We start from the raw sequence: 18,242 nt of genomic DNA on the forward strand, positions 1-18,242 counted from the left end.
AGTTGAAACAATTAATTGGTAATTATTCAAAGCATCCGCCCGCGGCGTGGTTAGTGCTATTGCTTTCGTTAATGGTTACCGGTTGGGCGTGGTTTGTCGCCTCTGAGGCGGTACAGCAACGTGCCAGTGAACGTTTTGAGTTTACGGCTAGTGATATCTCTACTGCGATTAGCAAACGCATGAATGAATATGAACTGGCACTACGAAGCGGACTCGCGGTGTTTCATGCAAGCGATTCGGTTACTCGAAAAGATTGGGAATATTTTGCTGATACGATCTATCTCAACAAATTTTTCCCCGGTATTCAGGGGCTTGGCTATAGTGTCATGCTCGCCCCTGAAGAAGTCGCAGCACATGAGTCGGCAATCCGGCAACAAGGTTTCGACAATTACCAGATAAGGCCCGAAGGTATTCGTGAGCAATACAGCGCGATTATATTTTTGGAGCCTTTTGATTGGCGTAACCAACGTGCGTTTGGCTATGACATGTTTTCTGAACCGACCCGTCGTGAAGCAATGGAGCGAGCTCGTGATACGACTGACTTTGCTGCATCAGGGCGAGTGACTTTAGTTCAAGAAACAGAGCAAGACGTCCAGTTTGGTTTTCTCATGTATCTACCGTTATATAAGAAAGGTAGCCCGCTCACCTATGTTGAAGAGCGCCGTGAGGCATTACAAGGCTTTGTTTACGCCGCATTTCGGATAGGCGATTTGATGGCTGGTTTATTGGGTAGTGCTCAGCAAAACGTTAACTTTGAATTATATGAAGGGAACCCAGAAAAGGGTGTAATGTTGCACAACAACGCGCCGAATAATGTTGTTCACTATAACTCACCAGATAGCGAAGACAGTTTTAAAGCAACCCATAAGATTGATGTCGGTGGTCAGACATGGTCATTGTATGTCTATTCTGATACAGGGTTTATTTCACAGAGTGAGTTGAATCAGCCAACATTTATCGTTGTGACGGGCATTTTGCTTGATATCTTTCTCTTTTTTCTGATTTCTTATTTAGCTAAAGGGCGAAATCAAGCACGGGTATCAGAACAACGCGCTATCGTTGATTTTCAGAATTCACAACAGCGACTTCAGCTTGCAGCTGATGCCGGTAATATGGGACTGGCAGAATGGAACCTCGAAGAGGGTAAGCTCTATTGGGACGATCGCATGTTGGCGCTTTATGGTTATACCCAGGGTACGTTTGATGATGGTATGGCTGCTTGGCAGCAGCGCGTTCATCCTGAGGATCAGGCCGAGGTCATCAAGCAAGTTGAAACGGCGCGTCAGTTCAAACAGCATTTTGATTTGCAATTTCGCATCGTCTTACCGAGTAAGGAGATTCGACACATTGCAGCGAGTATTGTCGTAGAGCGCAATAGGACTGGTCAGGCTGTTCGCATGGTTGGCTTTCATTACGATATTTCAGAGCACAAACAAGTCGAAGCCATTCTCAAAACAGAGCGCGATGATGCTGAGTCTGCAAATCGCTCACGAGGCGAGTTTTTAGCCAATATGAGCCATGAAATTCGCACGCCGATAAATGGTGTTATGGGCGCGATGAATTTATTAGCTGATACGCCGTTAAGTGCATCTCAGCACAATCTATTAAATATTTCTAAACGTAGTGCAGAGTCACTGCTCGGCATAATAAATGACATTCTTGATTTATCGAAAATTGAGTCTGGTAAGTTAGAAATAATTGAAGAAGAAGTCGCTTTAGTTAACACCCTTTGCGATGTGGCGCGTTTACTTTCTGCCAAAGCAGAATCAAAGCATATCGAATTACTGTGTCCTGCCCACTACCTTGATGAGGTTAGCGTTAAGGTTGATGGTTTGCGTCTGCGTCAGGTTCTGACCAATCTGTTGAACAATGCGATTAAGTTTACTGAGCAAGGTAGTGTCAAATTGAGTGTTGACGTGTTGAGCCAGACATCAGACAAACTAAAACTTCGCTTCAATGTGGTTGATACAGGACAAGGTATAGCTGCCGATCAACAAGCCTTATTATTTCAACGCTTCCAGCAAGTTGACAGCTCCTTAACACGACGTGAAGGAGGGTCGGGCTTAGGGTTATCGATCAGCAAACAATTAGTCGAACTGATGGGTGGCACCATTGGCGTAGAAAGTGAACTCGGCATAGGGTCAAGGTTTTGGTTTGAGTTAGACCTTATGAAAGCAACGCAAAATCAACCGATTAAGCGACGTCTATTTGATGATATGCAGGTTTGCGTTCTGAAGCCAGAGGAAATCTACCAACATTTTTATACATCCGTATTTTCTGCTTGGGATATTGCTCATACACAGACCGATGACTATAGTCAGGCATTAGAGACGTTGAGCTCATCGGCATGCCCCAACAAAGTCTTGATCGTTGATGCGACTTATTTAAATGACAAGGCATTAATTGCTAATCTGGCGGCAACCACGGATAAAATGCACAACATTTATTTATTCGTCGTTTGTCCACAATCGATGCTAGCAATGATTCCACAGGTGGTGACTGATCAGGCAGATCAGATTATCAGCAAACCGCTCATACAATCTGAACTCTATAACGCATTCTTATCCGTAGTGGCTGAAAATGTAGAAGAAAATATCATGGAGCAAGCGCCTGTAGCGGAGTCATACAAACAGTTTAATGCCAATGTTCTGGTGGTTGAGGATAACACGACTAATATTGTCATCATTCAAGGCCTGCTGAAGAAATTTAATGTCACCACGGATGTTGCCGAAGATGGCGAGCAAGCACTGAATTTATTGGCAAAAAATAATTACGATTTAGTCTTGATGGACTGTCAAATGCCAGTGATGGACGGCTTTGAAACGACGCGAACAATTCGCAAAGCGGATAGCGATATTCTGAATAGAGAAATACCGATCATTGCGCTCACTGCACAGGCAATGCGCGGTGATGAAGCCGCTTGTCGCGAAGCAGGCATGGATGATTATTTGAGTAAGCCGATTGAACCGCGATTGTTGTACGACAAGTTAAGCAAATGGCTGCCCGAAGCAGGTAAAGATCAATTAGCATCGTTATAGCGGAACTCCACGTCCGGTTGGTGTTCTCAACCACATGAGCCTGTTGGCTGATGTTAAGGAAAAGCAGATGTTACGTGCGTTGGTTTTATTCCTGTTGGTTTTTCATCCCACCGTATGGGCCGTCGACTTTTCCAGTCAGTCTCAGGCTACAACAGTTGTCGACTTGTACACATCAGAAAGGTGTAGCAGTTGCCCGCCGGCAGAACGTTGGTTATCAACACTGCAACATGATGATGCGCTTTTCGACTCTTTATTACCGATGGCATTTCATGTTGATTATTGGGATCAGCTCGGTTGGCCGGATCGCTTTGCCACAGTGGAAAACTCAAATCGCCAGCGAAACTTAGTGCGAGAAGGGCTTATCTCACAGGTTTACACCCCCGGCATTGTCATTAATAGCGAAGAATGGCGTGGTTGGTTTCAAGGTCTGCGCCAACCACCGACTCACACCGAACAACGGGGAGCATTACAGGCCAGCCTGAAAGGGAAACAGTTAGTTGTCCAATTTGAGCAACCCGATAATTTGGTACTTAATATGGCGTGGCTTGGTAATGGTTTAGAAACTACCGTTAAGGCCGGTGAAAACAAAGGTAAAACACTTCAACATGACTTTGTTGTATTACAGCATTGGCAACAAACAGGTAAGAAAAACTGGCAAGTCACAGTGCCACCCGCACCAGACAGAGGCCAACAACAGACCGCGCTTGCCATCTGGTTAACCAAACCCGGCTCTTTAGAGATTATTCAGGCAACCGCGACGTATATAGATTGATAGAAAGGTATCACACGTAAACATGGACATTTTAGTAAACAGAGAAGTGGATCGAGATTGGGCTATGTCTGATTCTACAGGCATAGAACGGAGTGTCTTGAGACGTAATGATCAAGGTGGCAGGACATTTATTATCCGAATGAAAAAAGGCGCACATTACCCACAGCACAAGTATCAAGGCCATGCTGAAATCATGATACTAAATGGTCAAGTGCTGATAAGTGGTGTGGAACTTAGCAAAGGCGACTACTTACATACTCGCCGTGGTGAGGCCCATGATATTGTAGCTTTGACCGATGCGGAACTGTTTATTTCTACTGAACAGGCGATGACGCTAATCACTTAAGATGTGGCGTTTAATTCATTACTGTTTGCTGCTAATGTTGGCTGTTAGCGTGACCGGTTGTGATCCATTTGCATCGCCAGACTCAATGATGGATGAGTATTTGAGCCGACTAGCTCGGGTATTGAATGTTGAGAAACAACAAACGGCACTTGAACCGATTCGATTGATTCCAAGCGTGCGTGATCGCCGTGCTGAAATACCCAAGATTGATATTAGTGTGCTTGAGTTTTTGTCATTGTATGGCTGTGAGTTACAGGTTGTGGTGGCAGAGCGTAATTCGATTTTGGGGCGTGTGATGTCCCCGTTAAACCGTTTGCGTTATAACTTACGTTTTATCGCAACGGCCCAAGAATGTTTAGCTAATACTGATAAGCCAGCGCTAAAGCACAGTCTGCAGCAAGCCATTGAGCAAAAACAACAACTACTCTCCTCAGTTGCCTGGAATGCAGTATGGGCTGGTGAGCCGATGGCTGCATTATTGAGCGTTTCTAAAGGTTATTACCTTGCTGATACCCATCATGTGACAACGTTAGGTCGCTTAGTTGCAGGGCTTGAGAAAACACGGGCTATCCTCACACAACTGCAAAGCGAAGCGATTGATGCCGACTTGACCGAGATGGGCGACATTCAGCAGCAATGGACATTTGGCCATCATGCAGGCCAGTTATTGAATAGCGTGACCATGCTGACAACGCGGTTGGAAGATGCGACTGCCTTAATAGAGCAACGATTGCATGTAAAACCATTGTGTTATAAGTCGAAGTCAAACCCACACGCTGAGCGAGTAAAAGGCGTGTTTTTCAATGTTTATATAGGTCGAATACAACCGTATCTTTCTGAGGTCAGTCGTGCAGGAAAACTGGTGTTCGGTGAGTTGGATAAGATAGCGTTAGCACAAGCTTCCATAATGCCTGCAGGTTTCAAATCGTATCATTTAGATGTCATTAGCATGACAAATAAAAACGGTGTTTGGCAGCAGTTTGATAAGGCGATGACTAGTCATACAAAAAGTTGGCAGGCATTATTGGAACAATGTGGTATGCAGCCACGTGCCAGTCAGTCGCTTAGTTGATTTTGAACCTGGTTTTTACCTGCGCGTTTGGCAGTATAGAGAATTTTATCTGCTTTGTTTAAGCCAGATAAAACAGTGTCTAGCGGGGTTAGTTGGCAGACGCCGATGCTAACGGTTATGCCGACCTTTTGCTGCTGGGTATGAAAGAAAATATTGGCGACTTTTTCTCGAATTCGCTCAGCCAGTTCAACGGCTTCAGTTTGTTTGGTTTCTGGTAGCAAAATTGCAAACTCTTCACCGCCAATCCGACCGAAAATATCATAGCTGCGTTTTATTGCCATAATACCGTGACAAAACAGCTTGAGTACTTCATCACCGACTTCGTGGCCAAACTGATCATTGATCTGTTTGAAATCATCAATATCAAGCATCAATAAACACACTGGATGTTCATTACGAACGGCGCGTTGTAATTCTTTTTCACTTTCAGCAATAAATGCGCGACGGTTCCAGATATCAGTCAGTTCATCAGTATTGGCAAGGTATTCGAGGTTTTTAGACAGATTTTCAAGCTTGAGGTTTTTTTCAAGCAGTTCGAGATTGACTTCAATCATATTACGAAACTGAACCATTAAGCGTTCTTGCTTATCGGTATATTGGTGCGCTTTTGTGTCCAGTACGCACAGGGTGCCGAAGATATCACCATTGGGCCAGTGGAGTGGGAAACCGAGGTAGTTCACTAAATTGAATTCAATATCAGGGTTATTGCACCACTCATCACTTTCAAGTGCATTGTTGACGAAAAGACGTTGATTCGTGTTGATGACGCGCTCGCAATAAAGGCCAGAATTATGGCATCTGTCTGTATCGCCGACATTGAATGGGTTTAAGCTGGATTCGTTTTTAGCAAAGACGGTGAACTCGTCTTTTGTCAGGCTCATTATCAGGGCAACAGGCACTTCCATAAACTCGGCAAGTATCTCAAGGATACTTTGCCACTCGACGAGCAATGTCTCTCGGACCTGTGGATGCGGTGCGATTGTTTTATTTGTCACGTCCCGACCTCTTGATTAGCTTTTCAAAGCTTACAGTAAGCATACCACCAAAACTACGGAACACCCGCAAATGAGGGGGTAGTTTGATCTGGATCAAGTTATAACAGCGCGTTTAGGATAAAAGTCGGGTAAGCATAAAAACTGGCTAAGTCAGCGCTACTCTGAATAAAAAAAGGCGCCTTGAGGCGCCTTTTTATCTAGTCGTAGCTATAATGCTTTCGCAGAGGTTTGACCACTTGCCAAAAGCTATTTAGGCCTTCTGGAAACTCAACATAGTCACCGGCAACAACACGCACGGGTTCTTCACCGTCTGGGGTCACAATGATTTCGCCTTCCAGTACGTAGGCTTTTTCGGTTTCATCAAAATCGAGTCTAAACTCTGAAACGGGGCAATCCCAAATTTCCCAGCTCTCTACGCCCATTTCTTGTAAGCGTGATTGGCTAGGATTTTTTTCTATTTTAATTTGAGGCATAAAAATCCTGATTTGATAATAAGTTATGGTTTTGGCTTTGAAGCCAACTCTCGTTGGGAGCTGCCACTAATGGCTGGCGAATAATAGCAGAATCATTAAGCTTAGATGACACAAATTTAGTTAGTTTATGTAGCTACAGCAAGCGATTCTGTGGGCAACGTGAGTGGCTAAGCAGCTTAGAATGTAAGCGTTGCTGCCATTTCACCATTGAGTTTAACCAGGCATTCCAGTGTGGTTTTTGACTTCCAATGGCAATCAGACACAACTGTCGATTGCTCATAATTGCCCGAAAAACTGGCATCAGTGTAGTCATACGGTAAGCTACCTGTAATGACGTTATCACCATTGATGATAACTTGATGTTCAAAGCTCAATTGATTGAAACGACCAAAGATTTCCATTTGTGCTGTTTCACCCGCCGGGCGATAAAATTGTTTGGGTGAGGCGGTTGTGCAACCGATGAGAGAAACTAAAAGGCTTAGCAAAAATACTTTTTTCATAGCGTGTCCGTATTAAAAATCAGAATGTGTTCACAAACTCATCCAATAGTACAAAATGATGTTGCAAAGTCACAAGCTATATCGAACTGATCGCTATTTGAATAAGACTGTGTCGCATCTGGTAGGATCTGCCTGTGAAAAAATACAAACGCCTGTTACTTCGTTACCTGCTGCTAGTGTCGCTCGCCTGTGTCGTGCTGAGCTTGCTCGTTGTTGTGCCTTTTCGTTGGGTCAATCCGCCGCTGACGATGGTCATGGCCGACCGGTGGATTGCTGAAGAAGACGAGTTTTACCTTCACCACGATTGGCTGGACTGGCACCTCATGCCCAAACAAGCAGCTTTAGCCGTAGTGACCTCAGAAGATCAACGCTTTCCACTGCACCAGGGGTTTGATGTCGATGCCATTGTAAAAGCCGTTAAACAGGCGAATAAAAGTGGACAACTACGTGGGGCAAGTACGATTAGCCAACAAGTGGCTAAGAATATGTATTTATGGACCGGACGCAGCTGGCTTAGGAAAGGCCTGGAAGTCTGGTTTACCCTACTTATTGAGTTGACCTGGAGTAAACAGCGAATTTTAGAAGTGTATATGAACATTGCAGAGTGGGGAGATGGTGTCTTTGGTATCGAAGCGGCCAGTCGTTATCACTTTGGAATAGCGGCAGGGCAGCTCAATCCCATGCAGACGGCTTTATTAGCATCTACGTTGCCAAGTCCTCTGAAATATGACCCCGCACGACCAGCAAATCATTTGATCGAGCGAGCACGCTGGAATCTTGAGCAACAGCGTAAACTCGGCGGTGTTCAATGGCTAAAGCCACTCGAAAACTAAAGCTGGCAACAGCGTCTTACTGATCAACGTAAAACGTGGAGAACTTGCCGCAAGATAAGTGGTGAGTATGGAAAACCTGATAAGTTGAGTTTTTTATTGAAAGGCCGGTAAACGCTTGCGTTTGCATTTCTATCTGGGCTTTCTACCAAAAAAAGAAAGTGATTTGAATCTTATTTTGTGATAAAGATCACATTATTTTTGTCAAGGAAGACACAAAACAAAAGGAGTTGATATGAACATCGCCGACATGTTGAGAACCTCGGGTCGCGTTTGGGGTTTTACGCTTATTGGTATCGCCATTGCAGTATATGTCTGGTTTTTTCTGCCTGAGTCGGAAGATCGCCTAATGATCAGTGGCTGGGCGGTAACTGTAGGGTATCTCACTGGCTGGTTGCTGTCTTTGCTACCCAGCAAAAAGGCGGAATAACAGCATCACTTCAGTTAATCGCAAGTGCTAAAGAGTACTCATATTTATCAATCGTATTTTTATCGATAATGGCGCTTTTCAGCTATAACACCCTAGAATGCATCTCAGTGGCTTTTTTGGCTTATCAGATCTATAGTGAAGCTAAGCCAAATAGTTGATTTAATATGAAAGTTTTAATTGTTGATGATGCTGAAATTGATACATTATTGTGTCAAAAAATTGTTGAAAGTCTCGGCTATACTCCTATTACCGTGTCTTCTGCAGTAGAAGCGCGCGAGCTACTTAATCAGGATGGAGCACCTGATATTATTATTCTTGACTGGATGATGCCGGAAATGGATGGCATAGATTTATGCAAAATCATCCGCCGCTCACGACTCATTATCGAGCCATTTGTATTAATAATGACGGCCAACTCAGATCGTCATGCAGAAGCAGAAGCACTGAATGCCGGTGCTGATGATTTTATCTCAAAACCGGTTAATCGAATCGATTTAGAGGCAAAATTAAAGCTAGGTCGACGACTGATAAAAACCCAATTAGAGCTTTTAGTAGCCAATCAGCGCCTGAAGGAAAAGCTTGAGTTTGATTCTGTGACGGGACTGATGAGTCGACAAGCCGGATTGCATGCAATTGTGGCTGCCTTATCGCGGTTATCACGACAGCAGCATCAAGAAGGGCTTTTTATTCACTGCCTCATTCGCTTTAGCAGTAAGCAGCAACATCATTTGAAACATGATTTGTTGGATAAAATATATTTTGAACTCGCCAGTAATCTGACCGAGGCGCTGAGACAAAGTGATGTGATGGTGCGCTTTAAAGACGATGAATTTTTATTTTTTGCCGAAAGTGATTCAGATAGCCATCAAATTGTCTTATCACGCGTTGAAAAGGCGATTCAGAAAAATAATATCAACAGCTATGACACAGCACTTGAGGTTGCCACCTTGGTGGCGGGGTTAGTTGTCACTTCAGAGCAGGCATTGACATCCGTTCCGGTGTTATTACAAAACACAGAAGAACTTTTGTCACAGCTAACCGCGACACACAAAACTATTGGTCTGAGTTACCTGGGTTCCAATAAAAACCCAGCAAAAATACTGGATTTTACGCGATTCAGAAAAACAAATTTCCCTCATAAATCTTGATCATCTAGTTGTCCAGCAAAAATGTCGGCTAACATGATCTTCCTGCATGACAGAAACGCATTACTCCACATATAATAATGATTAATACTATTAACTATACGCAGTAAGTTATTAATTGTATTGGACAAATAAAACAATTTATCGCGTATGGTGGTTATCGAGTATGATAAAAACACTGGGTTATTAAATAGGGAAAGGCCATGGATGCACCTAAGATACCTACTGATGAAGCTGAGCGGATAAAAGCCCTTCTCAGTGCCGATATCCTAGACACGCAAAATGAACCTATGTTCGACAACCTCACAACGTTGGTTGCGGATGTCTTTGATGTTCCGATAGTCGCGATTTCTCTTGTCGACGAAACTCGTCAGTGGTTTAAATCTATTCATGGTCTAGATGTGTGTGAAACATCCCGAGAAGTTTCTTTTTGTGGTCATGTTGTGCATCAGAAGGTGCCCATGGTGGTCGAAGATGCCCGCCAAGATACGCGTTTTTTTGATAATCCTTTAGTACAAGATGGTCCAGAAATTGTTTTTTATGCTGGCGTGCCCGTTTTTTATAAACATCGTGGCGAAAAGTATCCGATAGGTACCTTGTGCCTGATTGATTACAACCCCAGAGACTTTGATCAAACAGCATTAAGGAGGTTGAAAGCTTTTGCTCATGAGATTGAGCTTATTCTGGACATGCGAAGAACGACAGAAAAAGCTGAAGCCGCAAATGACGCAAAGACGACTTTCTTGGCTAATATGACGCATGAGTTGCGGACACCTATGTCTGGCATCATCGGCATACTTGATATATTGGGGCAGAGTACATTAGACAAAGCGCAGTTAAACCAGGTCAGTTTAGCGAGTAAAAGCGCTAACCAAATGCTGTCTGTTATCAATGATATTCTCGATTTTTCTAAAATAGATGCTGACAAAGTTACCGTTAACCACGAAGCATTCAATCTGTATGAGGTGTTTAGTAGTGTTATTGAAACATTTGCTTTACACCAACAGAGTCAGAAGAAAAAATTTATTCTTAATTGTCAGTGGGATAAAACGCTAAACGTGAATGGCGATCCAATGCGTTTAAGGCAAGTATTATTTAATCTGCTGAGTAACGCCGATAAATTCACGACGAATGGCGAGGTTGCCGTCACAGCAAAAGTGTTTGATATTGATGCTGAAAATATTCGAATCAACTGTGACGTAAGCGACACGGGTATCGGGATAGAGCAAGATCAGTTAGAAAGACTATTCATACCGTTTGAACAACTCGATAATGCGTCATCACGAAAGTATGGCGGTACAGGACTGGGTCTGGTGATATCACAACGTTTGTGTGAATTGATGGGCGGGTCTATTAGCGTTGAGAGTAAACTTGGCCATGGCTCAACGTTTAGATTTTTCATAACCTTGCAAAAGACTAGCGTGGTTTCCGATGAAGAGTGTGACGAAGTTACCTCTATCGAGAATAAAAAAAGTACCCTATCACAGCTTTCAGTATTGCTTGCTGAAGATGATTTAACAAATCGTTTTACACTTGAATATTTCTTAACGCACCTCGATATAAGCTTTGATTCAGCACTTAATGGACGTGAAGCTCTTGAAAAGTTGAGTCACAACCAGAATGACAAACGTTACGATGTCATATTGATGGATTGCCAAATGCCAGAAAAGGATGGTTTTGAGACCTCAAGGCAGATAAGAACAGAACACCATTTAAGCCCTTACAAGCAGGTGCCTATCATTGCTCTAACCGCGAATGCATTAGAGGGGGATAGAGAAAAGTGCCTACAGGCCGGAATGACTGACTATATGACGAAGCCGGTTGATATCAATACCTTGATAGATAAACTGTATAAATGGGGTGTTAGTAATATTTGAGGTGGCAATGTGGCGTCTCGCTATGACCAAAAATCTAACCTTACGTTATCGGCTCAGTACCTTGTTGGCGTTGCACACAGGCATTAAAAATTTGCTCATGAATGTCATCGGCCGTCTTTTCTGCTGGCTCCACAAAAACGCGTTCTGCAATAATCAATAAGTCAGTGCGGCCTTGTGACTCTTCGTAAATCTGTTTGATTTTGGCTTCAAAGCTATCCCAGTTATCACCTTCAGATTGTCGGATTTTTTGGATTTCAAGCGCGGTTCCCGCCTGATACGCACAACTGGTTATTGTGCCGCGTTGTATCTCTTGTGCAGATAAATTCACAGACAATAAAAAGCCAATAAGCCATAAGCATCGTTGCATTGAAAGCCCCTAATAACAGCAGAGTTATGATTACTGTAACCCCCCAAACTGATACAGACAACTATCACAGCTGAGACTTTGATTTAGCTGCTCAGTTGATATGCGGGAATTGGAAATTGAAGGCAATACATGGCATGTTAGAGACATGTCATATTGTAAAGCGGTTTTATTGATAACGATGGCAGCATTACTTGTTGCCTGCAGTAAAGAGTCCGATACAACAGGACCAGCCAGAACCTATCAGGAGATTATCGATTCTGGTGAATTGCTGATTGTTACCCGAAATGCCCCCTCAACTTGGTATATCGACGCCGACGGTGAACCAACGGGGTATGAGTATGATCTGGCAAAAGCGTATGTACAGCATCTCAACCTAACCCCACGGTTTATTATTAAAGACAGTATCAAAGCTGTGTTTGATACATTGCGCAGCGGTGATGCAGATGTGGCGGCAGCCGGTTTAACCGTGTTGCCAACGAGACAAGCTGAGTTTTTAGTTGGGCCTGAATATAACCGCGTACATCAGGTGCTTGTTTGTCATCGCGATGGTTACAAACCCGAAGGCTATGATGAATTATCAGAGATTGACATCGTCGTCGCTGAGGGCAGTAGCTATGCAGAGCAATTAAATGAGATTAAGCAACAAAATAATCCAACACTGACATGGCAGGAAACAGATGACTATTCGACAGAAGAATTACTGGAAAAAGTGGCGGAAGAAAAGGTTGACTGCACCGTAGCTGATTCGACGATCGTCAAGATTAACCGTCGTTATTTCCCTGAGTTGATGGTCACTATGCAATTGACTGAGTCACAAGACATTGCTTTGTATCTTCCTCAGGGGCTTACACCATTGCAGAAAAAGCTTGAACAGTGGTTTAAGCGTTTCCAAACATCGTCACAAATGAAAAAGCTAACTGATCGATATTATGGTTATTTCAGAGAGTTTGATTATGTTGACGTAAGCGTTCTCAAACGTCGTATTGATAAACGACTGCCGCGATACAAAAGGCATTTTAAAGCAGCTGCCGATAAAAATGAATTGCCTTATTTAACTCTGTTAGCACAGAGTTATCAGGAGTCTCATTGGGATGAAAAAGCCATTTCACCGACCGGTGTCAAAGGCATCATGATGTTAACCCAAAATACAGCCAAGGCGATGGGCATTGACGATCGCACTGATGCTAAACAAAGCATTATGGGTGGCGCCAAATATTTGAGAAAAATGGTTGAGCGCTTCAACGATGACATAAAACCGGATGATAAGCTCTATCTGGCACTGGCCGCATACAATGTTGGTCGCGCGCATATGCACGATGCGCAGAGTCTTGCCAGAGAGTTAGGCTTGAGTCCTTATGATTGGCATGACATGAAGCAAGTTCTACCACTGTTGTCACAGAAAAAATATTACAAAAAGCTTAAATATGGCTATGCAAGGGGGATAGAGCCCGTACGTTATGTGCAACGAATTCGCGAGTATCAGCATATCTTGGAAAACGAATTACAGTAATCAAAATGCAATATCGCTGTCATTACTCAGGCAGAAAATTCGTACTTCCAGCGTATAGCGTTCGGTGCCATCATATTTTCAACACTAAAACGAATCATGCCGGTGGGATCACTAGCCTTACCAATGACAACATAACGTCTGCCTGATTGGGTAAAACCAACGCCGCGATGTTCATCAAACTCTTTTATCGGGCTGCTATTTCGCAAGGTAAAAGGCAATAGCTCATCGCCATCTTCTAGTGGCTTGAATGGCGGCACAACCTCAGGACGCTGACGTAGTCCGACAAAAATTTCTTCGTCACTGGGAAGAATCAAGATATTCCAGTGATAAAGCGTCATCACAATATTGGCATTATCATTCATGGGTGTTGTTAATGTTGGAAGGTATCACATTCGTCCATAGTGCCTGTTTTTAACCCTACTTTAAACCAGCTATACCGGCATGACGTCATACTTTGATATGAGTCTCTTTTGTCTGCCACGCCACTTCATAGACATATCAGCGTTGATATTTCAGGAAATAATAGCAGAGGGAAGGGGGGCAGTTTGCTGTTGGGCGTTTGTCAGTGACAAAATTGATGGCGGTTTGCTGGGTTGTCGTTTTGCCGGAGAGTCGGCAGAAGAGTTTCTTGGTGGGTGCTGAGGGGTTCGAACCCCCGACCCTCGCCTTGTAAGGGCGATGCTCTCCCAGCTGAGCTAAGCACCCCAAGAAAGCGAGGCATTCTACATACCTTTTACTAGTTTGCCCACCCTAATTTCAGGTTTTTTTTATTTTCCTGATAATGACCGTATTTCTGTCGCTGGCAAGTAAAGCAAATGACAAAAAAGGGGAATGCGTTGGCATTAAAAGTCGCCACGATTCCCCTTTAAGTTTTAATGACTTATCGTTATTGATATCAAGCAGAAAGCATACAGGCTAGCTGCTGTAACAATGACTCTAGCGTAATGTTCTGCTAAATAAATTCAATGCTAATTGATAGCCAAGCATGGCTGTTTGCGCGTCGTAGCGACCGCCATCACCTTCATCACGCATAAAGGCATGTTCGGCATTAAACTCATGCCAAGTGAATGTGATTTCAGTCTGGTTGAGGATATTATGGATTTTATCCAGACCTTCACGTGGTACATGGTTATCCTGTTTGCCCCAAATCATCAGCAATTCGCCGTTAATATCATCAAGGCGTTCCATGCTGTGTTGCCCTGGTTCGTTTGGAATCTTCTGAATATGTAGATCAGTCGCATAGAAGCAGGCGGTGCCTTTAACTTCTGGTTGTAAAGCAGCACGAAACGCCAAGTGACCACCGATACAGTAACCCATTGCGCCGATATGCCCATTGCTCCACGGTTGTTGTTTTACAAATGCGATCATGGCGGCATTATCAGAGTCATAGCCTTGAACATCTTTGGCTTCTTTGTCGGCGTTGCCTTTATCACGACCAGCATCGTCATAGCCTAGAACTGTCCCGATAGGATTGAGCTCATGGAATACTTCAGGAACCAACACGGCATAACCATGACTCGCCATCAGTCTGGCAGCGCGTTCAATAGGGCCGGTTTGTTGAAAGATTTCTGAGTAAAACAGAATGACAGGGTAGGCTCCGTCAGCAACAGGACGGTGAATATAGGTACGCATCACGCCGGTAGGGGTATCGAGATCGACAAAGTGACTTTGAATTTTCATAGTGAACTCTTAAAGTTAAAAAGTAAGATAGAAATTAGGAATTTGAATAGCGGAGATTGTATAACGTAACGCCACTGTTCATATAGTGGCTGAGCATATTTCTGTTCAGCTAAAGCAGTGAATAATACAATGCGTCACTGTTATTGCTATAGTCAAAATGGGAGAACGGGCAGTCAAGCACCAGACATGCCTGTATAATCGAACGCCATTGATGGCTGTTTCGATAAGAAGAAGCTCGAATCTATTTGGTTGATAAACCTCATTCAGCCCCCACAAAAGCCAGAAGTTAGACTAAACAGCAATGCTGCTGATGCGGCTTGTGATAGCTATTTGCTTGGTTTTTCGTGTACAAAATTTACAGTGTTTTAAGGATCTAGAATGTCGAAAATTATTTACACAAAGGTCGATGAATCACCTGCCTCAGCAACCTATTCTCTATTGCCCATTATTCGTGCATTTACCAAGACAGCGAATATTGATATTGAGATCAGTGATATTTCGCTGGCAGGCCGAATCATCGCGACTTTTCCGGACAATCTGACGACTGAACAAAAAATCCCCGATCACCTCACTGAACTCGGTAAGCTGACGCAAGATCCGACCACAAACATTATCAAGTTACCAAATATTTCTGCTTCCATTCCACAACTGCGTGCTGCTATTAAAGAGCTTCAGTCGAAAGGTTACGACCTGCCGGATTACCCCGATAGCCCAAAAACAGATGCAGAACAATCTATTAAAGAACGCTACGCCAAAGTCTTAGGCTCAGCCGTCAACCCTGTATTGCGTGAAGGTAACTCGGATCGACGTGCACCGGCTGCCGTGAAAAACTATGCTCGCAGCAACCCACACTTTATGGGGGAGTGGCAAACTGACTCAGCAACAGATGTGGCACATATGGAAGCAGATGACTTCTACGGCAATGAACAATCCGTTACCTCGTCAAGCGCGAACGAATACAAAGTCAGCTTTGTTGATGCTAACGGTAATGAAACCGTTCTTAAACAAGCCATTCCTGTTTTACAGGATGAAGTGATCGACGCTACGCTACTGAGAGCAAAACAATTGCAAGCGTTTTACGCTGATGCGATTGCTCAGGCGAAACAACAAAATATTCTGCTTTCATTACATCTAAAAGCGACGATGATGAAAGTGTCTGATCCGATTTTGTTTGGCTTTGCGGTGAAAGTGTATTTCAAAGAGTTGATTGATAAACACAGCAGTCTGTTTGATGAGTTAGGTGTCGATTTCAACAATGGTTTAGGTGATCTATATAGCAAACTCAGCACGGTTGATGCTGACACCAAAGCACAAGTTGAAGCGGATATCGCAGCGGTCTATACCAAACAACCCGACTTGGCGATGGTGAACTCGGATAAAGGCATTACCAATTTCCATGTACCCTCTGATGTCATCGTCGATGCGTCAATGCCAGCGATGATTCGTGCAGGCGGTAAAATGTGGGACAAAAATGGACAACAGAAAGATACCCTGGCAATGATTCCAGATCGTTGCTACGCCGGTGTTTTCAAGACGGTCATTGATGATTGTAAGAAAAAGGGTGCTTTAGATCCCACTACGATGGGAACGGTGCCTAATGTGGGCTTAATGGCTAAAAAAGCCGAAGAATACGGTTCACATGATAAAACCTTCCAGGCCAAAGCTGATGGACAGATTATCGTCATTGATTCGAAGGGTGAAACCATCTTCAATTTTGATGTAGAAGAGGGTGACATTTTCCGTATGTGCCAAACCAAAGATGAGCCGATTCAGGACTGGATAAAACTGGCTGTTTCACGCTCTCGTTTATCAAACACGCCAGCTATTTTCTGGTTGGATGAAAACCGTGCTCATGATGTGCAGCTGATTAGCAAAGTGCATCAATACCTGCCCGACCATGACACAACGGGATTAGATATTCGTATTCTGAATCCTGTTATCGCCACCCAGATTTCACTGGATAGAATGCGAAAAGGTGAAGATACGATCTCAGTAACCGGTAACGTTTTACGTGATTACAACACAGACTTATTTCCTATTCTGGAACTAGGCACCTCGGCAAAAATGTTATCCGTTGTGCCATTAATGAAAGGCGGTGGTTTATTTGAAACCGGCGCCGGTGGTACTGCGCCTAAATTGCTCGAACAGCTTCTTGATGAAAACCACTTAAGTTGGGATTCGCTGGGTGAGCTGATGGCTTTAGCTGCATCTCTGGAGCACTTGGCAACTACGCAAGATAATGCAAAAGCGAAAGTGTTGGCTGATACGCTTGATGCGGCGACTGGCAAACTATTGCAGGAAAATCGTTCGCCCAAGGAAGCAACGGGTGAGATTGATAATCGTGGCAGTCATTTCTATTTGAGTCTGTATTGGGCGGATGCGCTGGCAGCACAGGATGATGATGCGGCGCTGAAATCATTGTTTATGCCCATTGCACAAGCGATGAAAGAGCAACAAAATAAAATTGTCGAAGACCTGGCAGAAATTCAAGGAGAAGGTGTTGATATGGGCGGATACTACCTGCCTGATGATGCCATGATGATGCGTATTATGCGTCCTAGTGAGACATTTAACGCGATTCTCGACCAGCTTGGCTAGTCGACACCATGCTGTACTAAAAAAGCCCTCTTCATGAGGGCTTTTTTTTGTCAAAGTACTGATTCAATCGCTTTGATGAGTTTTTCAGAGTCAGGTTTGACTCGTGCTGAAAACTGGGCCAAAACTTTACCGTCACTATCGACAAGGTATTTATTAAAGTTCCAGCCTGGTTCCTGGGTGCGTTTATTGAGTTCACGGAAGATGGGATTAGCGAGCTGACCTTTAACATAACTGGGCGCGATCATCGTAAAAGTGACACCGAAGTTTTGACGACACACCCGTTCAGCCTCTTCTTCACTTTTAGCTTCTTGATTGAAATCATTACTGGCAAAGCCCACTACAAACAAACCTTGATCTCGATACTGCTGATGCAAAGCCTCCAGTCCTTCAAACTGCTTGGTAAAACCACAATGACTGGCAGTATTAATGATTAGTAGTGGTTTCCCGGCCGCTGCTTTATATAAATTGATGGTGCCCGCTGAGTGAAGTAAGGGCAAATCATAATTTAGAAAATCAGTACTAACGACTTCATCAGCGCCATAGGTTCCGACAGTGGACGTCGCGAAGAATAATGCAACTAGCGTGTTAAACATGCTGTTTCCTATTTAG

17 protein-coding genes and 1 tRNA gene are annotated in these 18,242 nt (G+C 43.7%); 10 read left to right on the forward strand and 8 right to left on the reverse strand.

Translation table 11 applies throughout. The annotated features are described in order from the left end of the window. The first annotated feature begins 2 nt into the window (after positions 1–2). The 4 genes from MDMS009_RS14665 to MDMS009_RS14680 are packed head-to-tail and all read left to right on the forward strand — an operon-like array spanning position 3 to position 5,228. A complete protein-coding gene (locus MDMS009_RS14665; protein WP_043888409.1) occupies positions 3–3,038 on the forward strand; it encodes a CHASE domain-containing protein in 3,036 nt (1,011 codons plus the stop codon). A gap of 34 nt (positions 3,039–3,072) precedes the next feature. After that, positions 3,073–3,810 (forward strand): DUF1223 domain-containing protein, encoded by a 738-nt coding sequence (locus tag MDMS009_RS14670; protein WP_008292168.1) that lies wholly within the window; start codon positions 3,073–3,075, stop codon positions 3,808–3,810. A 22-nt stretch (positions 3,811–3,832) separates the two neighbouring features. Next, positions 3,833–4,156, forward strand: a complete 324-nt coding sequence (locus MDMS009_RS14675) for a cupin domain-containing protein (RefSeq protein ID WP_043888411.1) — start codon at positions 3,833–3,835, stop codon at positions 4,154–4,156. Between the two features lie 34 nt (positions 4,157–4,190). After that, a complete protein-coding gene (locus tag MDMS009_RS14680; protein WP_161596156.1) occupies positions 4,191–5,228 on the forward strand; it encodes a DUF3080 family protein in 1,038 nt (345 codons plus the stop codon). Here the strand turns inward: MDMS009_RS14680 and MDMS009_RS14685 are convergent. The 3 genes from MDMS009_RS14685 to MDMS009_RS14695 all read right to left on the reverse strand — a co-directional run bounded on the left by MDMS009_RS14685 (position 5,213) and on the right by MDMS009_RS14695 (position 7,196). Further along, a complete protein-coding gene (locus MDMS009_RS14685; RefSeq protein WP_008292117.1) occupies positions 5,213–6,223 on the reverse strand; it encodes a sensor domain-containing diguanylate cyclase in 1,011 nt (336 codons plus the stop codon). The two genes, MDMS009_RS14680 and MDMS009_RS14685, sit on opposite strands and share 16 nt — an antisense overlap. Before the next feature lie 197 nt (positions 6,224–6,420). Continuing rightward, the gene (locus tag MDMS009_RS14690) at positions 6,421–6,696 is read right to left on the reverse strand and encodes a cupin domain-containing protein (RefSeq protein WP_008292084.1); all 276 of its coding nucleotides are present in this window, start codon (positions 6,694–6,696) and stop codon (positions 6,421–6,423) included. A gap of 176 nt (positions 6,697–6,872) precedes the next feature. After that, a complete protein-coding gene (locus MDMS009_RS14695; protein ID WP_043888412.1) occupies positions 6,873–7,196 on the reverse strand; it encodes a hypothetical protein in 324 nt (107 codons plus the stop codon). Between the two features lie 134 nt (positions 7,197–7,330). Here MDMS009_RS14695 and mtgA point away from each other — a divergent pair, with 134 nt between their 5' ends. From mtgA to MDMS009_RS14715, 4 genes are all read left to right on the forward strand, one after another. Next, on the forward strand, positions 7,331–8,029 hold the full coding sequence (mtgA, locus tag MDMS009_RS14700; RefSeq protein WP_008292113.1) for a monofunctional biosynthetic peptidoglycan transglycosylase: 699 nt from the start codon (positions 7,331–7,333) through the stop codon (positions 8,027–8,029). 232 nt (positions 8,030–8,261) lie between these two features. Beyond that, a complete protein-coding gene (locus MDMS009_RS14705; RefSeq protein WP_008292065.1) occupies positions 8,262–8,456 on the forward strand; it encodes a hypothetical protein in 195 nt (64 codons plus the stop codon). 164 nt (positions 8,457–8,620) lie between these two features. Then, entirely contained in the window at positions 8,621–9,604 is a 984-nt protein-coding gene (locus MDMS009_RS14710; RefSeq protein ID WP_008292107.1) for a GGDEF domain-containing response regulator, read from the forward strand. 200 nt (positions 9,605–9,804) lie between these two features. Then, the gene (locus tag MDMS009_RS14715; protein ID WP_008292064.1) at positions 9,805–11,478 is read left to right on the forward strand and encodes a GAF domain-containing hybrid sensor histidine kinase/response regulator; all 1,674 of its coding nucleotides are present in this window, start codon (positions 9,805–9,807) and stop codon (positions 11,476–11,478) included. 40 nt (positions 11,479–11,518) lie between these two features. On the opposite strand, the gene MDMS009_RS14720 is transcribed toward MDMS009_RS14715, so the two are convergent. Beyond that, positions 11,519–11,845, reverse strand: a complete 327-nt coding sequence (locus MDMS009_RS14720; protein ID WP_008292226.1) for a hypothetical protein — start codon at positions 11,843–11,845, stop codon at positions 11,519–11,521. 100 nt (positions 11,846–11,945) lie between these two features. Here MDMS009_RS14720 and mltF point away from each other — a divergent pair, with 100 nt between their 5' ends. Then, positions 11,946–13,355, forward strand: a complete 1,410-nt coding sequence (gene mltF, locus MDMS009_RS14725; RefSeq protein ID WP_008292199.1) for a membrane-bound lytic murein transglycosylase MltF — start codon at positions 11,946–11,948, stop codon at positions 13,353–13,355. Positions 13,356–13,381: 26 nt separating this feature from the next. Here the strand turns inward: mltF and MDMS009_RS14730 are convergent, their stop codons facing one another. From MDMS009_RS14730 to MDMS009_RS14740, 3 genes are all read right to left on the reverse strand, one after another. Further along, a complete protein-coding gene (locus tag MDMS009_RS14730) occupies positions 13,382–13,717 on the reverse strand; it encodes a hypothetical protein (RefSeq protein ID WP_008292115.1) in 336 nt (111 codons plus the stop codon). A 267-nt stretch (positions 13,718–13,984) separates the two neighbouring features. Then, positions 13,985–14,060 (reverse strand) — tRNA-Val (locus tag MDMS009_RS14735). 231 nt (positions 14,061–14,291) lie between these two features. Continuing rightward, complete coding sequence (locus MDMS009_RS14740) at positions 14,292–15,035, reverse strand: dienelactone hydrolase family protein (protein ID WP_008292262.1); 744 nt, start codon at positions 15,033–15,035, stop codon at positions 14,292–14,294. A 378-nt stretch (positions 15,036–15,413) separates the two neighbouring features. Here MDMS009_RS14740 and MDMS009_RS14745 point away from each other — a divergent pair, with 378 nt between their 5' ends. Next, positions 15,414–17,633 carry an NADP-dependent isocitrate dehydrogenase gene (locus MDMS009_RS14745; protein WP_008292061.1) on the forward strand — a complete coding sequence of 740 codons (2,220 nt, stop codon included), beginning with the start codon at positions 15,414–15,416 and terminating at the stop codon, positions 17,631–17,633. 50 nt (positions 17,634–17,683) lie between these two features. On the opposite strand, the gene MDMS009_RS14750 is transcribed toward MDMS009_RS14745, so the two are convergent. After that, positions 17,684–18,226, reverse strand: a complete 543-nt coding sequence (locus MDMS009_RS14750) for a glutathione peroxidase (RefSeq protein WP_008292102.1) — start codon at positions 18,224–18,226, stop codon at positions 17,684–17,686. Positions 18,227–18,242: the final 16 nt, after the last annotated feature.

Origin of the sequence: Methylophaga thiooxydans DMS010, assembly GCF_000156355.1 — a bacterium.
Lineage (GTDB): Bacteria > Pseudomonadota > Gammaproteobacteria > Nitrosococcales > Methylophagaceae > Methylophaga > Methylophaga thiooxydans.